The organism is Desulfobaculum bizertense DSM 18034 (assembly GCF_900167065.1).
Classification (GTDB): domain Bacteria; phylum Desulfobacterota; class Desulfovibrionia; order Desulfovibrionales; family Desulfovibrionaceae; genus Desulfobaculum; species Desulfobaculum bizertense.
Map to the genome: position 1 here is coordinate 264,790 of NZ_FUYA01000002.1, position 20,428 is coordinate 285,217.

General features: G+C 50.8%; 14 protein-coding genes. 12 read left to right on the plus strand and 2 right to left on the minus strand.

All coding sequences use genetic code 11. The annotated features are described in order from the left end of the window. The first annotated feature begins 68 nt into the window (after positions 1–68). The 4 genes from B5D23_RS04135 (at position 69) to B5D23_RS04150 (ending at position 7,369) form a co-directional block, all read left to right on the plus strand. Positions 69–2,912, plus strand: coding sequence for an ABC transporter substrate binding protein (locus B5D23_RS04135; protein WP_159445904.1), 2,844 nt, complete (start codon positions 69–71; stop codon positions 2,910–2,912). Beyond that, positions 2,887–4,311: a sigma-54-dependent transcriptional regulator gene (locus tag B5D23_RS04140; protein WP_234985064.1), complete on the plus strand. Its 1,425-nt coding sequence runs from the start codon at positions 2,887–2,889 to the stop codon at positions 4,309–4,311. Before B5D23_RS04135 ends, B5D23_RS04140 begins: the two co-directional genes overlap by 26 nt. A 370-nt stretch (positions 4,312–4,681) precedes the next feature. Continuing rightward, entirely contained in the window at positions 4,682–5,992 is a 1,311-nt protein-coding gene (locus tag B5D23_RS04145) for a 2-hydroxycarboxylate transporter family protein (RefSeq protein WP_200803621.1), read from the plus strand. Positions 5,993–6,052: 60 nt separating this feature from the next. Next, positions 6,053–7,369 (plus strand): malic enzyme-like NAD(P)-binding protein, encoded by a 1,317-nt coding sequence (locus B5D23_RS04150; RefSeq protein ID WP_078684145.1) that lies wholly within the window; start codon positions 6,053–6,055, stop codon positions 7,367–7,369. 127 nt (positions 7,370–7,496) lie between these two features. Here B5D23_RS04150 and B5D23_RS04155 read toward each other — a convergent pair whose 3' ends face one another. Both B5D23_RS04155 and B5D23_RS04160 read right to left on the minus strand, forming a co-directional pair. After that, positions 7,497–8,690, minus strand: a complete 1,194-nt coding sequence (locus B5D23_RS04155) for a metallophosphoesterase (RefSeq protein ID WP_078684146.1) — start codon at positions 8,688–8,690, stop codon at positions 7,497–7,499. 181 nt (positions 8,691–8,871) lie between these two features. After that, positions 8,872–10,395, minus strand: a complete 1,524-nt coding sequence (locus B5D23_RS04160) for a sigma 54-interacting transcriptional regulator (RefSeq protein WP_078684147.1) — start codon at positions 10,393–10,395, stop codon at positions 8,872–8,874. A gap of 230 nt (positions 10,396–10,625) precedes the next feature. On the opposite strand from B5D23_RS04160, the gene B5D23_RS04165 reads away from it, so the two are divergent. From B5D23_RS04165 to B5D23_RS04200, 8 genes are all read left to right on the plus strand, one after another. Further along, entirely contained in the window at positions 10,626–12,212 is a 1,587-nt protein-coding gene (locus B5D23_RS04165) for a flavocytochrome c (RefSeq protein WP_078684148.1), read from the plus strand. A 93-nt stretch (positions 12,213–12,305) separates the two neighbouring features. After that, positions 12,306–13,991, plus strand: coding sequence for an HAL/PAL/TAL family ammonia-lyase (locus tag B5D23_RS04170; protein WP_200803622.1), 1,686 nt, complete (start codon positions 12,306–12,308; stop codon positions 13,989–13,991). Between the two features lie 89 nt (positions 13,992–14,080). Beyond that, positions 14,081–14,539 carry a cytochrome c3 family protein gene (locus B5D23_RS04175; RefSeq protein ID WP_078684150.1) on the plus strand — a complete coding sequence of 153 codons (459 nt, stop codon included), beginning with the start codon at positions 14,081–14,083 and terminating at the stop codon, positions 14,537–14,539. A 47-nt stretch (positions 14,540–14,586) separates the two neighbouring features. Next, positions 14,587–16,248 (plus strand): thiosulfate reductase cytochrome B subunit, encoded by a 1,662-nt coding sequence (gene phsC / locus B5D23_RS04180; RefSeq protein WP_078684151.1) that lies wholly within the window; start codon positions 14,587–14,589, stop codon positions 16,246–16,248. A 255-nt stretch (positions 16,249–16,503) separates the two neighbouring features. Then, positions 16,504–17,019, plus strand: coding sequence for a hypothetical protein (locus B5D23_RS04185; RefSeq protein WP_078684152.1), 516 nt, complete (start codon positions 16,504–16,506; stop codon positions 17,017–17,019). 360 nt (positions 17,020–17,379) lie between these two features. Beyond that, positions 17,380–17,979, plus strand: a complete 600-nt coding sequence (locus B5D23_RS04190; protein ID WP_078684153.1) for a hypothetical protein — start codon at positions 17,380–17,382, stop codon at positions 17,977–17,979. A gap of 2 nt (positions 17,980–17,981) precedes the next feature. Further along, the gene (locus B5D23_RS04195; protein ID WP_078684154.1) at positions 17,982–19,007 is read left to right on the plus strand and encodes a hypothetical protein; all 1,026 of its coding nucleotides are present in this window, start codon (positions 17,982–17,984) and stop codon (positions 19,005–19,007) included. 50 nt (positions 19,008–19,057) lie between these two features. Then, the gene (locus B5D23_RS04200; RefSeq protein ID WP_078684155.1) at positions 19,058–20,428 is read left to right on the plus strand and encodes a tetratricopeptide repeat protein; all 1,371 of its coding nucleotides are present in this window, start codon (positions 19,058–19,060) and stop codon (positions 20,426–20,428) included.

Genomic DNA, 20,428 nt, shown 5'->3' on the forward strand with positions numbered 1-20,428 from the left:
AGGTGAAAAAACACGGCACAACAAAGTCACGGTGTCTGATAAATGACTTAAGCCGGGGAGGAATGCCTGTGAAGAGATGTCCTGTATGTACGATTCTGCTTATGCTGATGCTGTCGTGCTGGGCTGTTTTTTCTCCAGCCAAGGCACAGGCAAAAGGCCACAGCTTTACTGTGCTTGTGCTGAATTCCTATCATATTGGGTATTCATGGGGCGAAAGCGTCCTGAATGGCATTCGTCGGGAGCTGGCAGAGTCAGGACTTTCTCTCAAGGTGCATTATGAGTTCATGGACACCAAGTTCTACAGCCCGCAGGCTGTCGAGCAGCCTCTTGTTCAGCTCTACAAAAGTAAATACGCTACGACGCATTTTGATGCGATAATCGCCTCAGACAACAATGCACTCAATTTCCTTATTGCTCATCGCGATACCCTTTTCCCCAAGACCCCCGTCACCTTTTGCGGTGTGACCCGCTTTCGCCCAGAGATGCTTCAGGGGCGCAACGGCTTTACTGGTGTTGCAGAGGATGTCGATGTGGCTGGGACCATTTCGCTGATTCTTCGTCTTTTCCCCAAAACCCGGCATATTGGACTGGTCAGTGGCGGCGTCACAACCTCAAGCAAAAATAATCTTGAGCACGCGCTGGAAGAAGTCCGGGATTTTGCCGGGCGGCTTGATGCGATAAACCTGTCTGGGCTTAATCCTCAGGAACTGAAAAAACGCCTTGAGACATTGCCGCAGGATACCGCGTTGCTCTATCTGTCCTATTATCGAACTCCTGACGGGACGGTGCTTGATGTGGATGAGAGCACCGGGCTTGTGGCAGAGTGGAGTGGGGTCCCAGTGTTTTCTCCGTGGCTCTATACAATGGGCAACGGCGTCATGGGTGGGCGCGTTGTGAGCGGAGCGGAGCAGGGGCGAAAAGCTGCGCAGCTTGCGGTGCAAATCCTCCGGGGGACCGCTGTTGAGGCCCTGCCTGTCATTCAGTCCCAAGAGAGCAAGACCGTTTTGGACTATCGCCAGCTCAAGCGATTCTCTTTGTCCAAACATCTTCTGCCAGCTGGTTCAGAAGTCCTTTTTGAGCCTGAAACTCTTTTTTATAAATATCGAACAAGTCTTATCATTGTTCTGGCCTGTTTTTTGTGGCTGACCTTGACGGTGTTTGTGCTTCTGTGGCTGCTTCGAGAGAAAACGCGTGCCGCGCAGGAACTCCAGCGGCGTGAAGAGCGGCTTCAAAGTCTTGTGGCTTTGAATGACCTTGCAGAGACGCCCTATGAGCAGCTTATTCAGTTTGGACTTGATCGGTTGCAGCATCTTTTGCAGGCCAAGAAAGCCCTCGCTCTGACCTTTGACTCCAGAGGGACGCTTAAACGCTACTGTCTGTGCACAGCCTCAGAGTTGGGGTGGCATGACGGGCCGGGGCTGCAGTATGAACAGCTTTTTTCTCCGTTTTGGCTGGAGGTCCTGCATAAGAAAACGGTCCAGCGTATTCGGGCAGGCGCAGAGTCTGATGCCCATAGCTGGCCTTGTGAAACCGGACGCTTTGCCCAGAGCATTGCGCTTCCTGTCTGGGAAGGTGAAAGAGTCCACGGTCTGATTTTGCTGGGGCGGGATTCTGGAGACTTTAGCCGGGCTGATGAGCAGCATCTTATGCTGTTGATGCAGGGCATAATGGACATTATTCTCAAGCGTCGCGCACGGGAACGGCAGGAACAGCTTGAGTCTGAGTTACGGCATTCGCAGAAGATGGAGGCCATAGGGACCGTCGCCGGGGGGATTGCTCATGATTTCAATAACATTATTAGTGCAATCAGCTCCTGCTGTGAGCTTGCGCTGGAGGACATCCCGCCGGGAAACCCTGCGCGTGAGGATATGAAGCAGTCTCTCAAGGCAGCAAGCAGGGGAAAGCAGGTTATCAGCCGCATACGGACTTTTTGCTCGCGGTCAGAGGCTCCGGCTGAGTCGGTGTATTTCCCTGCACTGGTGGAAGAGTGTCTGGAGCTGTTGACTTCGCTTCTTCCGTCAACCGTTGAGCTGCGCGTGGAGCAGGAAATTTCAGGGTCGGGAACTGTTGTTGCGGACCCCGGCGATCTTCACCAGATATTAATGAATCTGTGTCTGAATGCAGACCACGCCATGCTGGGGCAGCAGGGAACCTTGCGGGTTCTTGTGCGTGAGGTCTGTGTGAGTTCCAGCCTTGCTGCTGCACCACCAGAACTCTCAGAAGGAGAGTATATTTGCCTGACCGTGGAAGACACAGGAAAAGGAATTTCTTCGGAGGTTTTGCCTCGGATTTTTGATCCGTTTTTTACCACTCGAAAAGAGCATGGGGGAACCGGACTTGGACTTTCGACTGTGCAGGAGATTTGCCGCAAGTACAAAGGGCTGGTCACTGTGGAAAGTGAAGAGGGCAAGGGCAGTGCGTTCCATGTTTTCCTTCCGGAGGAAGAGCATCCCGCCGCGGATGTGGATACTCACGCAAAAGAGCATGTGTCGGTGCGTGGAACAGAACGCTTGCTTGTCGTGGATGATGACCCCGAGCTTTTGTATTCGGTGGCAAAGTATCTGTCCCGGCAGGGCTATCAGGTTCGGAGCTGTTCCCGCAGTATGGAGGCGCTGGAACTTGTGCGAAATGATCCTGACCAGTTTGATCTGCTGCTTGCGGATCAGATTATGCCAGAGCTGACAGGTTCAGGTCTCGCATGGGAACTTTTGGATTGTGCTCCTGACATGCCCGTTATTTTGTATAGCGGCTATTCTGGAGAGAATGCGGATGACTTTGTTCAGGAGCTTGAGGCGCTCGGCGTTGCAGCGTTTATTGCCAAGCCTTTTGAGAACCATGAGCTTGGGATGCAGGTGCGGAGAGTTTTGACCGCAAAAAAGGAGCGGGATGATGGCGCGAGTTCTCATAATTGATGACGATCCTACCATCAGCTATACGCTGGCGCGGGTTGCCCGCCGGTCTGGACATGAGGTTGATTTTGCCCGGACTTTGGGTGAGGGGCGAGACTGTGCCCAAAATGCAGAGTATGGTGCTATTTTTTTGGATGTGATTCTGCCGGACGGTGATGGCCTGACGCTTTTGCCGGAACTTGCCGCACATTCATATCAGCCGATGATTTTGATTATTACGGGGGCGGCTGAGCCTGATGGTGCGGCAAACGCCATTGTGAATGGCGCGTGGGAGTACATTCAGAAAAGCGCGTCCATTAGCCATATTGGGCAGGCTCTGGAGCGGGCTTTGCGGCATAGGGAGAAGCAGCGTGCTGCGGCCCAAAATCAGGAAAAGCCGTTGAGTCGGGAGAAAATTGTTGGCAATAGTCCTGCGCTGAATCGTGCGCTTGGCATGGTGGAGCAGTATGCCGCGTCTGAGGTCAACGTGCTCATTACCGGGGAGACTGGTGTGGGCAAGGAAATGTTTGCCAGAGCAATACATAACAATAGCCGCAGGCAGCGAAAGCCGTTCGTGGTTGTTGACTGTGCCGCTCTCCCGGAGACCTTGGCCGAAGGAATGCTGTTCGGTCATTGCAAGGGCGCGTTTACCGGGGCAGATAGGGAGCGAAAGGGGCTTGTGCTTGAGGCTGACGGCGGAACGCTGTTTTTGGACGAAATAGGCGAGCTGTCGCTGGAACTCCAAAAGAAGTTTTTACGGATTTTGCAGGAGCGAACGGTGCGCCCCCTGGGTGGCGCTCAGGAGTATTCGAGTGATTTTCGGCTGATTGCTGCGACGAACAGAAACATTGAAGACATGGTCGCGGCAGAGACGTTTCGGAGCGATCTTCTGTATCGTGTGAAAGAGCTGCACTTGCCCCTGCCGCCGCTGCGGGAGCGTCAGGAAGATATTCAGGAGCTGGCACAGGTCTTCGTGGATTCTTTTTGTGCGCAGTATGGCCTTGCCGAGAAGCTCCTTGATGCCGAGTTGCAGGACGTACTGCGGAGTTATTCGTGGCCGGGGAATGTACGCGAACTGCGTAATGCCATGAATTTTGCCGTTACTGCCGCCCGTCACGAGCCACTTTTATACTCTCAGCATTTGCCTCAGGAAATTCGGATTGCTGTGACCTGTGGGCGAATGGAGGCTTCTCCTGCCCGGCTTTTTCCTTTGCCGGAGTCCAAGTTTGAGCTGCCGTCCCTGCATGATTACCGGATCGAAGCATATCGGGTGATTGAATCGCAGTACCTTGCGGACCTGATGACCTTGACCCAGTGGAACATAAAGGAAGCCTGTGAAATCTCCGGGCTGTCTCGTTCTCGACTCTATGCCTTGCTCAAGGAACACAAAGTCCTGCAAAACAAGACTTCTGCGTCTTCATAAAGAAGACACACGTCGAGGAATTCCCTCAATATATTAAAATATAAGGAAAAGATTGAAATCCTGAGAGTGTCCTTTTTTTGAGGACACTCTTTTTTTGTGCGCAAAAAGCCGCTGAGATTGACGGGGCTTGGTGAGAATTGGGCTTGGTTGACTGTTCAGTGAAAAAAAACATTTTGCAGAACTGTCTTGAAAAGAAAGACAGGGGACTGCTGTTTAGAATTGCTGTTATTTTTTAATATATTGGATTTATTGAAAAAAATTAAAGAAGTGTCGTTGGCATGACTTCTGCTCAAGGGGAAGTACACAGCTCAGAAGAAGGCTCTGCATGGCTTGCATTGTCTGGGCTGGAGCATCTTTACAGGAGGGAAAAATGGCTAACGCTCAAGCTCTTCAACTCAACACAGGGATGAAAGAAGGCTACCGGATAATGGGCATGTCGCTTACGGTCTTCTGTCTTTTCTCTGTCATTATTTTTGTGAGCACGTACGCAGGGGTACTTCCCGGAGGAATGGTTGGGGCCTTTCCGCTGATGATGATACTCGGCGCCGTGCTTGGGGAGATTGGTGACAAGACTCCAATCGTGAAGGATTACTTTGGTGGTGGTCCAATTCTGATTATTTTTGGCTCTGCAGCCCTGCTGAGCTACGGCATCCTGCCAGTTCGTGTTGGTGAAATTATCACCAGCTTTATGAAAAAAGAGGGCTTTCTGAGCTTCTACATTGCGGCTCTGATTTGTGGTTCCATCCTTGGCATGGACCGCAAGCTCCTCATCAAGGCTGCAATTCGCTATCTGCCTGTTATTCTGGGTGGTGTTTCTGCGGCACTTTTGCTGTGTGGCACTGTGGGTATGCTCATTGGCTATGGCTTCACAGAGGCTGTGCTGTACATTGCCCTCCCAATTATGGGCGGCGGTATGGGGGCGGGTGCTGTTCCGCTTTCCCAGATTTTTGGAAGTTCCCTGCACGTTGATGTTGGAACCATGCTCTCAAAAATGGTCCCGGCCCTCGCACTTGGTAACGCTTTTGCCATTGTTGCTGGTGGACTCCTGCACCGTCTTGGAAAAGTGTCCTCCAAGCTCTCTGGCCAGGGAAAGCTTTTGAAGAATCAGGAAGCTGAGTCTGAGAAAGAGAATTCCTATGCCGGGGACATTGATTACAAGTCCATGGGCATTGGTCTGCTGCTCGCAACAACCTTTTTTGTCTGGGGCAAGCTCCTTGGCTCCTTTATCCCGATTCATTCCTATGCACTGATGATTATCTCTGTTGGCGTGGTCAAAGCTCTTGGACTGATGCCGCACAAGTATGAAAAGTGTGCCTTCCAGTGGTTCCGCTTTGTCATGACAGCACTGACCCCAGCCCTGCTGGTGGGCATTGGTATCGCCTACACCAACCTGCAGGAAGTGCTCGATGCCTTCACCATTCAGTATGTGATTCTGGTCGCCATGACCGTTATCGGTGCCATTATTGGCTCTGGCTTAATTGGAATGCTGCTTGGCTTTTACCCCGTTGAAGCGGCAATTACTGGCGGTCTGTGCATGGCGAATATGGGCGGAACCGGTGATGTTGCGGTGCTCTCTGCATCGAAGCGTATGGGACTGATGCCGTTCGCTCAGATCTCATCCCGTATTGGTGGAGCATTCATGCTGATTTTGGCAACTGCGCTTATCAAGCTGTTTATCTAGCCTGCACGCTGATGGCAGCTGTGCCAACTTTGCAACTTTTTGACATGATGGAGAAATAGAATGGCCCTTTTTACAAAAGAAGAAGCTCTTGCGTACCATGAAGCTCCCCGCCGAGGGAAAACAGAAGTCATTCCCGTCAAACCGTGCATCAACCAAAAAGATTTGTCTCTAGCATATTCTCCGGGTGTGGCAGAGGCGTGTAAGGCTATTGCCGAAGACGAGACAAAGGCCGCGCTGTACACGGGACGTTCTAATCTCGTTGCGGTTGTATCCAATGGCTCTGCGGTTCTGGGGCTAGGCAACATTGGTCCGCTGGCTGGCAAGCCCGTCATGGAAGGCAAGGGCATTCTGTTTAAGAATTTTGCCGACATTGACGTGTATGACATCAACCTTCAGGTCGAAAGTGCAGATCAGCTTATTGAAGTTGTTAAGACAATGGAGCCGACCTTTGGCGGTATTAACCTTGAGGACATCAAGTCTCCTGAGTGTTTCTACATTGAAGAGCGTCTGAAAAAGGAAATGAACATCCCGGTGTTCCATGACGATCAGCATGGAACGGCAGTTATTTCTGGCGCTGGACTTCTGAATGCCTGTGAAATCACAAACCGCCGTCCAGAAGATCTCAAGGTTGTCATTGTTGGGGCCGGTGCTGCGGGTATTGCCTGCGCAAAGTTCTATGTGTCTCTTGGCGTGGACCCCGGCAATGTCTTTATGTTTGACTCCAAGGGCCTGATTTATGAAGGGCGCCCCGGCGTGAAAGAGGTGAGCAGAATTTTTGCCCAGAAGAAGGACCACGGAAGTCTTGCCGAAGTCATCAAGGGCGCAGACATGATGCTTGGGCTTTCTGTTGGTGGGCTGCTGACCAAGGATATGGTGGCCTCTATGGCTCCAGACCCGATTATCTTTGCAATGGCGAATCCCGATCCGGAAATCAGCTATGCTGATGCAAAGGAAGCATCTCCCCGCTGTATCATGGGTACTGGCCGTTCGGACAATCCCAATCAGGTCAACAACGTTTCTGGCTTCCCCTATATCTTCCGAGGAGCGCTGGACGTTCAGGCCACGGAAATCAATGAAGAGATGAAGATTGCTGCGGCCCATTCTCTTGCTGATCTGGCAAAGGAACCCGTACCGGAAAGCATTTGTGCCATGTATGGCGGTCGGGAAATGTCCTTTGGACCTGATTATGTCATTCCGACCCCTCTGGACCCGCGTGTGCTGGAGTGGGAGACCCCGGCAGTAGCCAAGGCTGCAATGGATACTGGTGTGGCCAAGGCGCCAATTGCTGATCTTGACGCATACCGCAAGAGCCTGACCGAAAGAGTTAGCGCATCCCGGGCACGAATTGAGGCCCATGTTGCGCAGTACTATAAATAGTTCTGGAAACGCAGGTGGACTTCCCAACAGTGTGTTGGCGCATATTCCGATGTCACCCTGTCTGCCTGTAGAACTGAAAGACCCGTCACAGCGTGGCGGGTCTTTTTCGTTGTGGCAAAAGGGCTGGTTAGGCCGGAATAAGTGTCAGGAGAGTCACCTCTGAGGGAACGCCAAGCCGGATGGGCGGACCCCAGTAGCCAGTGCCCCGGCTGACGTAAATGTGTGTATTTTTGACCTTGTGCAGGCCAGACAGGAACGGTTGGGCGAGGTCAACAGCGTATTTCCACGGGAGAAACTGCCCGCCGTGGGTATGCCCGCATACAAGAAGGTCATAGTTGGAATCGGCAGCTTCATAAACGCTTTGCGGGCGGTGCGCCAAAAGGATTTTGACGTCTGATTCCCGGCTTCCTTTCTGTGCGAGGCTGGGGCTGGAAATGTGATTTGGGTAATACTTGGGACCAGATATGTCTGGAACACCACAGACGAGGAGGCGGTCAGTGCCGTGGGTTATGGCGGTATGTTCACTCATGAGCACTGTAAAACCAAGGTGCTTGAGTTCTGCTATCCAGTCTTCTGCATTGGTGTAGTACTCGTGGTTTCCTGTTACGTAAAAGCGCCCATATCGGGCTGAGAGCTTGTTTAATGGGGCAACTTCGTTGCGGACCCGCGAGGCTATGCTGTCCGAGAGATCGCCAGTGAGCGCGACGATGTCGGGTTTTGTGGCGTTAACCATATTGACGATGCCCCAGAGCCAGTCAGTGCTGCGTGGGCGATTGATGTGCAGGTCCGAAAGAAGCGCGATGGTGAAGCCGTGAAAAGCCTTGGGGAGTTTGGCAATGGGGACGTCAACTCGAAGGAGTTCTGGGCGTCGCAGGGCTTCGAAGCCTCCATAGCCAGCAAGACCTCCTGCCAGAAGAATGATGCCGCCGTTGAGTGCATTGGTCAGAAACTGACGGCGTTCAGGGTCATGTCTTGGTTCTTTTTGTGGTGTGCGAGGCTTTTTTGCCCCGAGCAGGGATGTGCACGTCAGGGTGAATTTTTGGAGTGCAAAACTCAGGTCCCGAACAAGGAGCAAAAAGAAAATGAGTGAGAAAACGCTGATGAGGGCATAGATGCCAAACCGTGCGTAATCAGCCCAGAGTCCGCTGTCTCCTGCAGAGAGAATGAACAGCTCGACTGGGGCAAAAAGCAAAGGTGTAAAGACAAAGATCCATGCCACGGTTTTCCAGCGTGGTTCCCAGCCTAGGGGCGGGATCATGCGCCAGCCAATGTATATTGATAACAGCGCAAGAACAATGGAGATGATGATAAGAAAAATCATAAAAACTCCTTTCAGGGCAAAGCTTTCATCCTAAAGGATAGAGAATTTTGTGTCCCTTGTCTTCTTGTGAGCGTTGAGAAAAAGGCGGTAGGGCGGTCTTTCTGTAAGAGCGTATAAAAAACGGAGCTGTGAATCTGGTCACGGCTCCGTTTTTTTTCTGCAAAGGATGCAGGTCAGAGTGCTAGCTGGTGATGCCGAGCTTTTTCATGCGGCTACGCAGTGTGCTGGGGTTTATGTCCAGAATGCGAGCCGCACCGTTTGGGCCATGGACCTTGCCCCCTGTTTTTTGCAGCACGCTTTGAATGTGCTGACGCATGGCCTCTTCCATTGTCAGGCAGTCACTGCCCGCGGGCTGTTCTTCGGGAACAGGGATTGGAGCATGGTGGAGCTGCGGGGAGAGCCAGTCAAATTTAAGCTCATTGTGTTCGGCAAGGATCATCGCTCGCTCAACACAGTTTTCCAGTTCTCGGACGTTGCCCGGCCATGTGTAAGAAATGAGTCTGTCCATCTCTGCCTTGGGAATATTGGGGAGACCCGCAAGCCCAAGGCGGCGGCTGGTTTTGGAAATAAACCATGAAACCAGTTCTGGAATATCCTGTGAGCGCTTGCGCAGTGGGGGGATGGTCACAGGAAAAACATTGAGCCGGAACCAGAGATCCTGTCGAAAGCTGCCTTCTGAGACCATGTCTTCCAGAGAACGATGGGTGGCAGAAATAATTCTGATGTCGACCTGACGGGATTCTGTGCCGCCAACACGAACAAAGCGACGGCTTTGTAGAACGCGCAAAAGTCGTACTTGGGCAGAGAGCGGAAGTTCTCCAATCTCGTCGAGGAAAAGCGTTCCTCCGTCTGCCTGTTCAAAAACACCTTTCTTGGTTGAAGACGCGCCAGTAAACGCCCCCTTCTCATGTCCAAACAGCTCTGAATCGATGAGCGAATCCGGAATGGCTCCACAGTTTACCTTAATGAATGGCCCGGTTGCCCGCGGAGAACTGTTGTGGATGGCATTGGCAATGACTTCCTTTCCGACCCCCGTTTCACCAAGCAGAAGAACTGTATTGGAAAGTCCCGCAACCTGCGCCACACGCATCATGACCTGTTGGAGTCCGCCACGGCTGCCAATGATTGCACCGTCTCTGGAGCCGCCAGAAAGCTGTTCGCGAAGGTACTGGTTTTCCTGGCTGAGCTGCGTGTTGGTTTTGCGCAGGTTGAGTTGCCGCAGGGCAAAAGCCGTTGCCAGAGCAAAGGGCTTGTGAAGCAGTTTGAGCAGGGCACCGTGCTCGCTGGAAAAGCGGTTGAGACCATGTGCATAGAGACCAACGACACCAAGATGTTTGCCGTTGATGTTGAGGCGCATGAGCAGAATGGAGATGCGGCCTTTGAAGACAGAGCCTGCAACCCGGCTGGTCGTGGGGTCTTCGGTGATGTCATTAATGATTCGGATACGTGGGCGGTGAGGAGACTCTAGGGCCGCACACATTTCATCAGTAATAGGCACCACCGTGTCCATTGCTGTGCTTTCTGTTTCGTCTGCACGGGCAATGAAGCGGATGGCTTTGCGCTTCGGCTGAAAAATATTGATGTAGATGCCATCTGCCGGGATGTGCTGTTTGAGAAAATCAAGGCACTGAAACAGGGCCTTGTCTATGTCCAGACTGCCGCAGATGCGGAGCGTGGCCTGTCGGAAAAAAATATTTGTGTCCATAACTGTCGGTGGTGTAAAATTTTGGGATATGTCGCAGTAGTGTGAAATATCGCGGCTGTCAATTGCGATATTTCGCAGTTACAGAGAGAACGAAAACTTAAGCTGTTGAATTTATTCATTGTGAATGCTGGCACGATTTCTGCCTATGGGAAGAGGCCGTTTGTCATGGGGCGAGCGGGAATGAGTAGAGATCGCGAAGTATTTTCGCAAGGAAGGAGCTTTCAGTAGATATGAAAGAGACCGAAAAAAAACGTTCTGCACATGCTGGCTCAGTAAAGTCTCGCCGCGAAGTGCTGCGCACCGGAGCGCTTCTGGCTGGTGGCCTTGCTGTGGGCGCACTTTCTGGCTGCACCGGTGGAGAGAATAAAAACGACCTCCCAGTTGAAAAGTCACGTGCTCCCCTTGGCCGGTGGGATAAGGAATACGACGTTATTGTTGTTGGCAGTGGCTTTGCCGGAATGGCCGCAGCTATCGAAGCCCGCAAAACAGGCGCGTCTGTTCTCGTTGTGGACAAGATGCCCGTGTTTGGCGGCAACTCGACGATTAACGGTGGAGCTTTCGCTGTTGCTGGTTCTCCCCTTCAGGAAAAGGAAGGCGTGAAGGACTCCGTTGATCTGATGGTTCAGGACATGCTGAAAGCTGGCCGTGGTCTGAATCACATGGGGCTTTTGAAAATCGTCGCCGCAGGTACTCGTGGTGCGTACGAGTTCACTCTGGAACACGGCGTGAAGTTTAAGCCTTTCCTCCAGCACTTTGGTGGGCACAGCGTTCCCCGGACGCTCCAGACCACAATCAGCTCTGGTGCTGGCATTGTTCGCCCCTTGCGCAAAAGTGCGGCGAATCTTGGCGTTGCGTTCCGCAACCGCTGCAAATTTGAAGACTTCATTCTGGACGAAAATGACGCCGTGATCGGTATCCGCGTCAAAGATCGCTATGAATTCCCAAACGAAGAGTCTGGTGAATTCCGCGAGTTCCGCGCCAAACGTGGTGTTGTCATGTGTTCTGGTGGCTTCTCGCAGGACCGCCGTTTCCGCATGATGCAGAACCCTCGTCTTGATGAGCGTGTGGACAGCACAAATCACCCCGGTGCAACCGCCGAAAGCATGCAGGCCATGTTTGGGGTTGGTGCTTCTCCGGTTCAGATTGATCTTATTCAGCTTGGCCCCTGGTCTTCTCCTGATGAGAAGGGCTTTGGCATGGTGTCCCAGTTCAACACCATTGCAGGTTTCCCGATGGGCATCATGGTCGACGTTCGTACTGGCAAGCGCTTTGTGAACGAACTCGGTGACCGAAAGGAACGTGCAGAGGCTATTTTGACCAGACAGGACGAAACAGGAAAGCCTGTGTATCCCGTGGTGTTCTGTACGGCCAAAGGCGCAGAAAAGGCACAGACCCTGAAGGCGTGCCTGAAATATAATGTCGCCTGGAAATTTGATACGATTGCCGACTTGGCCAAGCACTTCGGAATGCCTGTTGAAGGGCTGGAAGAGCAGGTCGCGATGTACAACGAGGCTGTGAAAACAGGTGAAGACAAGCAGTTCGGCAAGCCTATGGGCCGCGCTATTCCGCTTGATAAGGCACCGTTTTACGCTGTGCGTTGCTGGCCAAAGGTCCATTACACAATGGGCGGCGTCGAAATTGATACGCACGGGCATGTCATGCACATGCGAACAGGCAAGCCCATTGAGGGCCTGTTTGCTGCGGGCGAGGTCACTGGTGGTCCTCACGGCGCAAGCCGTCTGGGCAGCTGCGCAGTTGCAGAAACACTGGTTATTGGCCGAATCGCAGGTAGAAATGCAGGAAAGCGTTCCGCATAACTGAGCCGTGCTTGCGGGGGAGGGGCTTCCTGAAGTCTCCGCTGGCAGAATTGAGGCTGGGTCGGAATGAAAAAAAGAATGAGAGGATTGACGATGAGACAGACATGTTTTCGTAAGATTATGGCTACCGTTTTGTGTGTAGCCGCCATGCAGCTTTTGAGCTGTGCCGCCTGGGCAGCACAGAAGACTGTGACACTTGATGGACAGAATCTGAAGCTGGATCAGCTTATTGATATTGCAGAAGGTCGCGCGACCGTCGAACTGGATGCTACCGCCATGAAGCGGGTGAAGGACGCCCGTGAACTTCTGATGGCATTCGCTGCCGAAGGTCGCCCCGTGTATGGCCTGACCGTTGGCGTTGGCCTGAACAAGGACAAGGCTATTTTCCACACTGATGAGAGCGGAAAAAAGACCCTGAGCCCTGAAGTCCTGAAACTTTCCGAGCAGTTCAACGTGAACGCCCTGCGCGCACACAGCGCTGGCGTTGGCCCGGACATGGAAGCCCGCGTTGTTCGTGCAACAATGGCTATCCGCCTGAACACTCTGCTTGCTGGCCGCACTGGTGCCCAGCCGTACGTTGCAGAGCTGTACAAAGACTTTTTGAACAAGAATCTTCTCCCTGTTGTCCCGTCCCGTGGTAGTGTTGGCGAATGCGACATCACCATTGCCCCTCACATCGGCCTTGTAATGATGGGCGAGTGGAAGGCTGACTATAAGGGAAAGCGCGTCTCTGGCGCAGAAGCTCTCAAGATGGCAGGCCTGAAAGCGCTGAAGCCTTCTGGCAAGGATGCTCTGTCTATCCTGAGCACCAACTCTCCTGCTATGGCCAAAGCTGCTTTTGCCCTGAACGAGGCAAAGCAGTTCATGAATGTTGCTCCTGCTGTTTTTGGCCTGTCTCTTGAGGGTTTGAACGGTAATGTGGCTCCTTTCCTGAAGCCCGTTAACGACGTTCGTCCTTTCTCCTGCTTTGCTCAGGCATCCTCCGTCCTGCGTGATGAGCTGGAAGGAAGCTACGTGTGGGCACCTGCCAAGGGCCGTGCTCTTCAGGACCCGCTGAGCTACCGTACTGGTGTCTACACATTTGGTGCTGCGTTTGAGGCTCTTCACGACGCTATTGGCAAGTGGACTGTTCAGGTCAATTCCTCCGACGACAACCCTGCCGTTGTTGTGGGAATCGAGCCTGCAAAGAACACTCCTGCTCAGGTTGCGAAGTATTACCTCGACGCTGGTCACATCAAGGGTGCGATCTTCCCGACCTCCAACTTTGAGCCTCTTCCGGTTGTGCTCAAGCTGGAGAACCTCGGCATTGCCCTGTCTCATGTCTCCCGTAACGCTGCCATGCGTTGCCTGCGACTTGTTGACCCGCACTTTACTCACCTGTCCCGCTTCCTTGCTGCTGATGATGTTGCCATTAACTTTGGCGCCATTGGCAAGCCTTTTGTGGCTCTGGATGCGGAAAACCGTGAGCTGGCTAACCCTGTCTCTCAGGACATCATCCCGCTCGCTGGTAACATCGAAGACACAGGAACAAACTCCATGCGTGTCGCAGACCGTCTCTCCAAGATGGTGGATAATCTCTACTACATCTACGGTCTTGAGCTGTTCCATGCTGCCCAGGCAATTGATCTGCGCAAGCGCGAAGGTGAGATTGCTCTTGGTAAGGGTACTGGCGCAATGTTTACGGCATACCGTAAACAGGTCTCTTTTGTTAAAAAAGACCGCCCCTTTACTCCTGACATTCAGGATTCCCATGACTTCCTGAAGGCATATAACAGGTAGTCTTTGAGCTCCATGCACCAAGTCCGCGGCGGGTGGTTTCAGCCCCAGCCGCCGCGGCTGTTTTTTTAACTAAGTCACAGGATACGACCATGAAAAAGCACACTGCCATTTTGTGTGCCCTGATGCTTGCTGTTTCTTTTGGCAGCTTTCTTGCGCCCTCGTTTGCAGACGGCGGACAGCAGGGTACCTCTCCAAAGGTCGCGCATGTTCCCGGAGTTACAGAAAACCTCAAGGTGTGGATGAATTCCAAGCTGGGGAAGCCTACGGTGAAAGAATATCACCGGAAAGTGCACCAGAATGGGACGAATTGTGAGCTGTGTCATGGTGCGGTGAATCCAACCAAGGCTCCAGACGACAGGAATTGCCTGAAATGTCATGGAACTCGTGAGCAGGTTGCCCAGCTGACCGCTGATCTTGACCACAATCCTCACAACTCTCCGCACTATGGAATTGATGCACCGTGTACGACCTGCCACAAGGAGCATCAGGAATCCACAGTTTACTGTAATACCTGCCATCCCTTTAAGTACAAGAATTTTAAGAAGTAGGTCACGGCAGAAATCTGTCACCCAACACCGAACAGGGGATATAATCAATGCGCAGAGTAGCTGCCGGGGTCTTTTTACCCCTTCTTTTGTGCCTGCTCGCTGTTGTGCCAGCGCTTGCCGGGCCACGTCCAGTTCAGGAAACAAATGCCTCGTGTCTTAAATGTCATGGAGATGAGGACATTGCCCCGCGTACAGAGCGGGGAGCTTCCCTTGAGCTGTATGTGCCTGCCAAGCGTTTTGCCAAAAGCGTTCACCGAGGGTTGGCGTGTGTTGAATGCCATCCTGGAGCTGGGACAAAAGAGGACTTTACAGAAGCCCCACACAAGCTTTCTGCACAGGGCGCAAAGACCTGTGTGGACTGCCACGGTAAATATTTTTCTGATATTAACTCGTCGTATTCTCAGAGTTTCCATGCCAAGCAGCTTGGCGACAAGTTTTCCTGTACCTCATGTCACAATGCGCATGTTATGGAAAACACTGTCGCGACAAAGCCGAGTATGGATCAGGTTCGTTTTGATAACTACACCTGTCTGAAGTGTCACACTGATTTGACAGGGTACAAGGCTCTTTCCGGGAAAGAAGTGTGGGAGCAGGATCTGTCTCACGACTTCTTGCCAAACAAGGCAGAGCATTTTGCTGCGGTTCGCTGTATTGAGTGTCACACTCCGGCCAAGTCCGCCGACATGCACCGCATTCTGCCGAAAGAAGAGTCCCTGAAGGACTGCACTGCGTGCCATAGCGAAGAGTCTATCTTGACGCATCGTATGCACTCCGAACCAACTGATGCAGATTTTGGTGGGAAATTCCTTGGGAAAGGTCTGTTTGACGATGCTTCTCTTTTGAAGAAGCTTGCTCCGCTGAAAAAGAGCGAAGTTGCCGCAAACATGATTCCCAACGCCCTTGGTTTCATCAATAACGGACTGTTCAAGGATTCCTATGTGATCGGCGCAACCCGAAATGTTGTTCTGGATACATGGGCATTTTATCTGGCCCTCGCAACGCTCTTTGCCCTCGTGCTGCATGGTGGACTTCGATACCTCAGCAGTCGCAAGCGTCAGGGGCATGCTGGAGCACCGCACAGCGAGTACGTGTATGACCTGCACATTCGTCTGTGGCACTGGATGAACGCGCTGCTCTTTGTGGTCCTGCTGGTGACGGGTATGAGCCTGCATTTTGCCGGGCTTGCCGGAACCCTTGATTTTGCACTGAGCGTAAGACTGCATGACATTGCGGGCTGCCTGCTTGTTGCCAACTATGCCGTCTTTGTCCTTATGGCACTGGTGACAGGGAACATTAAGCAGTACATTCCCAATCCTCGGGGACTGATTGTCCGCTGGTACTTGCAGGCTCGTTTCTACCTGTGGGGTATTTTCCGTGGAGAGGCCCATCCGTTCCGGGTGACGCGTTCCCAGAAGTTTAACCCCTTGCAGCAGGCTGCGTACCTTCCGTTGATGTACCTCATGATGCCTTTGCTGATTCTGTCTGGTATCTGGATGTTTTTCCCAGAGCTGACACCTGATACAGTGTTTGGGTTCCCCGGACGCTGGCTGACAGCAACTGTGCATTATGTCTTGGCCGTTGGTTTTGGAATTTTCCTGATTGTTCATATCTACTTGAGTTCAACAGGAGACCATGCCCTGTCCCTCATCAAGGGCATGTTTACCGGATACCACGTTTCACACGAACCTCAAGACGAGGAAAAGCGATAGCAGTGTCGCTTGCGGACAGGGATGTTTTTTAGCCCCTACAAAACAGCATCTTCTGTTTCCTCAGAAAGCCCACTGGCCTGTGCCGGTGGGCTTTTTTATATCCAAAGTGTTGCTTGATGTGGTGGCGAGTGATGAAGAGGCAGCGTGGATCATTTTTAGAGGAAGTAAAAGGGTCGTAATTGTAAAGGTGTTGACAAATTAAATTTTCACTGCGTATTGGGGCATTTTGAGATTTTTTATTGAAAGGATGAACGCGTGAAGAAAGCTGTACTGTGGATGTTTATGATGTGCTTTGTGGTGTGTAGTGCTGGGTGTATGGGGGAAGGCTTGCCGTCAGATAAGCCACTTTCTCTGACGGGCTATGGTACGGAGAATTTTGATGGGCAGTCGCACCTTGATTTGCGCGCAATTGAGGGCGGAAAAGTGTTGCTCTCATGTTGGAATGAAGAGTTCAAGATAGAGTTTGATGTGCCTCTGGAGAGCTTGCTGGAGTTAGTTGAAAAGGGGCGAAAGCTTGGTGAAGCGATTCCGGAGGATAAGGTCTATCTGGATGAGTACATTGGGGAAATGAAGAATAATGACCGTATAGGTGTCTACCAGAAGGTGCAGTTCTCGGTGTATACCGGTGATCGAAACAGAAAGTACCTTTTGGGTCTCACGCTGTTTCGTTTTTGTCCTGTTGGGGGAGATGGGGACGACACTGGTGATGTCACGATTTGCCTGATTCCAGAAAAAGTGGAGAAACTGGAGAAAATCCTACGGGCAAGTTAATGCTGACCAGAAGAAGCAAATAAGACAGATGCTGTTGTGAAAATGAGCTTCCCCAAGAGGCGAGAAGAGCAGTGGCATGTAATGAATCAGGCGGGCTTTGGCTCGCCTTTTTTTATGAAAAAAGCCCCGACATGAGAAAATGCATATGTAAAATGAAGAGTTGTGCTTTTGTAAGGAGAAAAAAGTAAAAGTAAAATAGAAAATCTGTTTTTTAAGGATGAATATAGAGAAAACCTGCAAATTTTTAGAGCGTAATATAAATTAAAATATATTTAAAAATAAATAAAATAAGAGTTTATTTTTAAATAAAATATTGATAATGGGCTTTACATATTTTTTATCACTAAGGGGATAGTTATAATGAAGAAATTTATTTTGGGATGTTTGGTTGCGTTGCTCTGCACTGGTTGCATGGGTGGAAATTCTAAGGTCGAGGATGGCATGGGGCAGAAGCAGCTTGCTTGGACTGAGTTCCAGGAAGAGCGCCCTGATGCAGGCTTTGAGTCTGTCGAAAATGCTCCCGCTGATTTGACGCTGAAAGGCGTTGCTGATCTTTATGGAACGACCTGCGAAATCCTCGACAAAACGGTTGAGCAGACAGAGCATTGCCAGGTTGCAATGAAGCTTGAAACCGTTCGTGAAAACCAAGGTGAAGAGACGTTTAAAAAAGAACTTGATGCCTTGGAAGGCCAGGACAAGAAAGACTATGAAATTTATGTGAATAATGAAATTGATAGCCTTGAAGTTGTTGTAAAATATGCTGCAGTAGCTTTGGAGCTTGAGGAAGGCTTGACGTCTCTTGATCCTTCTTCTTTGGCATCCAACCCCTTTAAGCTCGGCGGTGTAAGTTCCAGCTTGTCCCACTCCAAGGATCAGATTGTGTTCACAACGAAGGCTTTGGCTTGGTTGAAGGAATACAAAGATTCTCTGGAAATGGCTCGTAGCTATCAGGGACGCTAGTCATGAGAAAAGTTGTTTTGCTTGTGGCAGCTCTCTTCATGTTGACGAGTCTTGTTGCTGGTTGTGTTTCGAGTAGAGGTGGAGCAATTCAGATTGATCCTACGTTGCACTCTGTCAGCAAAGATGACTTCTTAGATGATGACAAAGCTGTTGAGCTTCCTGCAAATTATTCTCAGCGGAACTATAAGCGATTAGTTGTTGGCGTTTACTTCTTCCCTCAGAAGGACTCTGATCACTATGACTCTGTTCCTGTGGAAACCGTTTCCACAACTCTGGAAACAGAAATTAGTAAGCTGAAGCGTTTTACTATTGTTTCTCGTCATGGTGGACAAAAAGCAAAGATGGCGGAAAAGCGTTTCCAAGATCTTGGCTTGACTGATGCTTCAACCCGTATGCGATTTGGTCATGGGCTGAATGCTGATTATACGCTTTTTGGTGGTGTCACAACTGCACGAGAAGAGTATGAGCGTGTCGACCACAATGAATCGGTATTTATTGTCCGTGTTGATTATCAGCTTATTGATGTTGAAACGGATGAAATTATTGAAGCTGACTATGTAGAAGGCCGAGCAAAGCGTACTTTTGTGCGCCTTCCTTCAGGAAAGATCCTTGGTGGATTTGATATGGAGAAAGGCACAAAAGATGCTTTGAATCAGGCTTCTATAAATGCCCTGAAGGTTTTGGGTAACCGTTTGGGTAACAAACTCCCTATTGGTGCGCAGGTTGTCGGTATCCGTGGCTCCCGCTTTGGTCTTGACCGAGGTAAAGAAGAGGGGTTCATGGGGAAACAGACTGTGATTTTGTATACCGAAGATATGGGAGTAGATGTTCCTCTCGCTGTTGGTGAGGTGAGTCCTGGAGCTCATAAATGCTCAGGGAAAATCATTAAATGGAACGAAGATTCTGAGCTACAGAGTCTTATCGAAGAGGTAAAAAAGAATCCAACATTCCTTGCTCGCCACGAAGTCTTCGCGGTGTCTGCGGGTATGCCTCTTCCTCCTGAATGGGAGAAGAACTACAAAGATTAGTGTGTAAAGGAAGAGGTTTTGCCTCTTCCTTTTCTTGTATTGGAGTTGGGATGAAACGTCGGCATATGCTGCTTTTATTGGTGGGATTCAGCTGCTTGCTGTTTTGGAGTCAAGAGGCTTGTGCTCGAGACGCGTTTGATCGGGGGACAATATACCAGGCTCATTTTGCTGACACAGATACGGGCGTGTACATCGACCAGGATGATTTTTTCATTGTCGTTGTCCAGGCTTGGGAGGGGGAGCCTCGGCGAACCCTAGAAATGAGGGCAATGCTGGAAGTCCCAAAGGTCTTTTCAAGATGGGCACTCTCCGAAGCTTTAGAACAACAGGTTCAAAAAAAGGGTGTTCCCTCTGCGCTTGATGAGCGTCTTGCCCTCTATTCAAAATCTACAGCGGGGCAGGTTGAGCTGCGTAAAATGAATGTCTCTGTGACAGAGAATAGACCTGTGGGGAAAAACTACAGATATGCTCTCTCTGGGGATGTTCATGAACTCTATGCGGCTCGAGAGAAATTCCTGAAAAAAAGGCAAAATTCTGAATTGCTTCTTCGTGATTATTTGAAGGGGCTTGCCGCAAGCGAAGACCTTGAAGAGTTAAAGAATGTTTTCACCGAATTAGGTGTAGATTTTCTTGCCGTTCGCTTTGCACTTTCCCCCATGCAGGAAGAATTTAGCCTTGTGAACTATGCTCAATCTCCTAATGTTCTTGTGCAAAGACGATGGGATGATGCGTTGCATAAGAAAGACATAAATGATTCTGACCTCGAAAAACTTGCAGAAGCTCCAGCACATCCAGATCTCATGCGATTCCTTTACTCGTTGCAGAACGAAAAAAGTCCTGAGGCAGCAGGAGTGGCGTTGCTTGCAAATGCTGCATTCCCATCACAGTGGGGAAAAGAGGCTGTAAAGAGCTGGTCTGAGTCTGGTCCTGAAAGTTTTTTGCTTGTGACTCCGTATGCCGAAGATGTTTCGTCTGAACATGTTGTTGCTCTTGTTTTGAGTGGCGCAGGTTTCTTTTTTATGGGGGATTCTGTTCCAAGAGCTGATTCAGAGGAATTTAAAGAGGCGCGAGAATTATTTCGACAGGGGGCAGAAGTTTCACAAATTAAGCCCCTTTTGATCAGAGCACTTCAAAAAAATCCTGCAAATCAGACATGCTGGGATTACCTTGCTGCGCTTTTTAAAGCGAAAGGACATTGGCGGGATGCTGCTTCTGTGTATCAGTTTTTGCTTATGTTTGATCCCTTTAAAGGTGAATCGTTGGCAAGCCTCGCTGAGTGTTATTGCGAGCTTGGCTTTGTGGAGCAGGGGAAGTGGACAGCACTTGCAGCAGAAACATTCGCTCAGCCCAATGAAATGAAGGCCGTAAAAAGTATTTTAGGCCGTGTACATAAGAAAATTCAAAATACTATGGAAGGATAG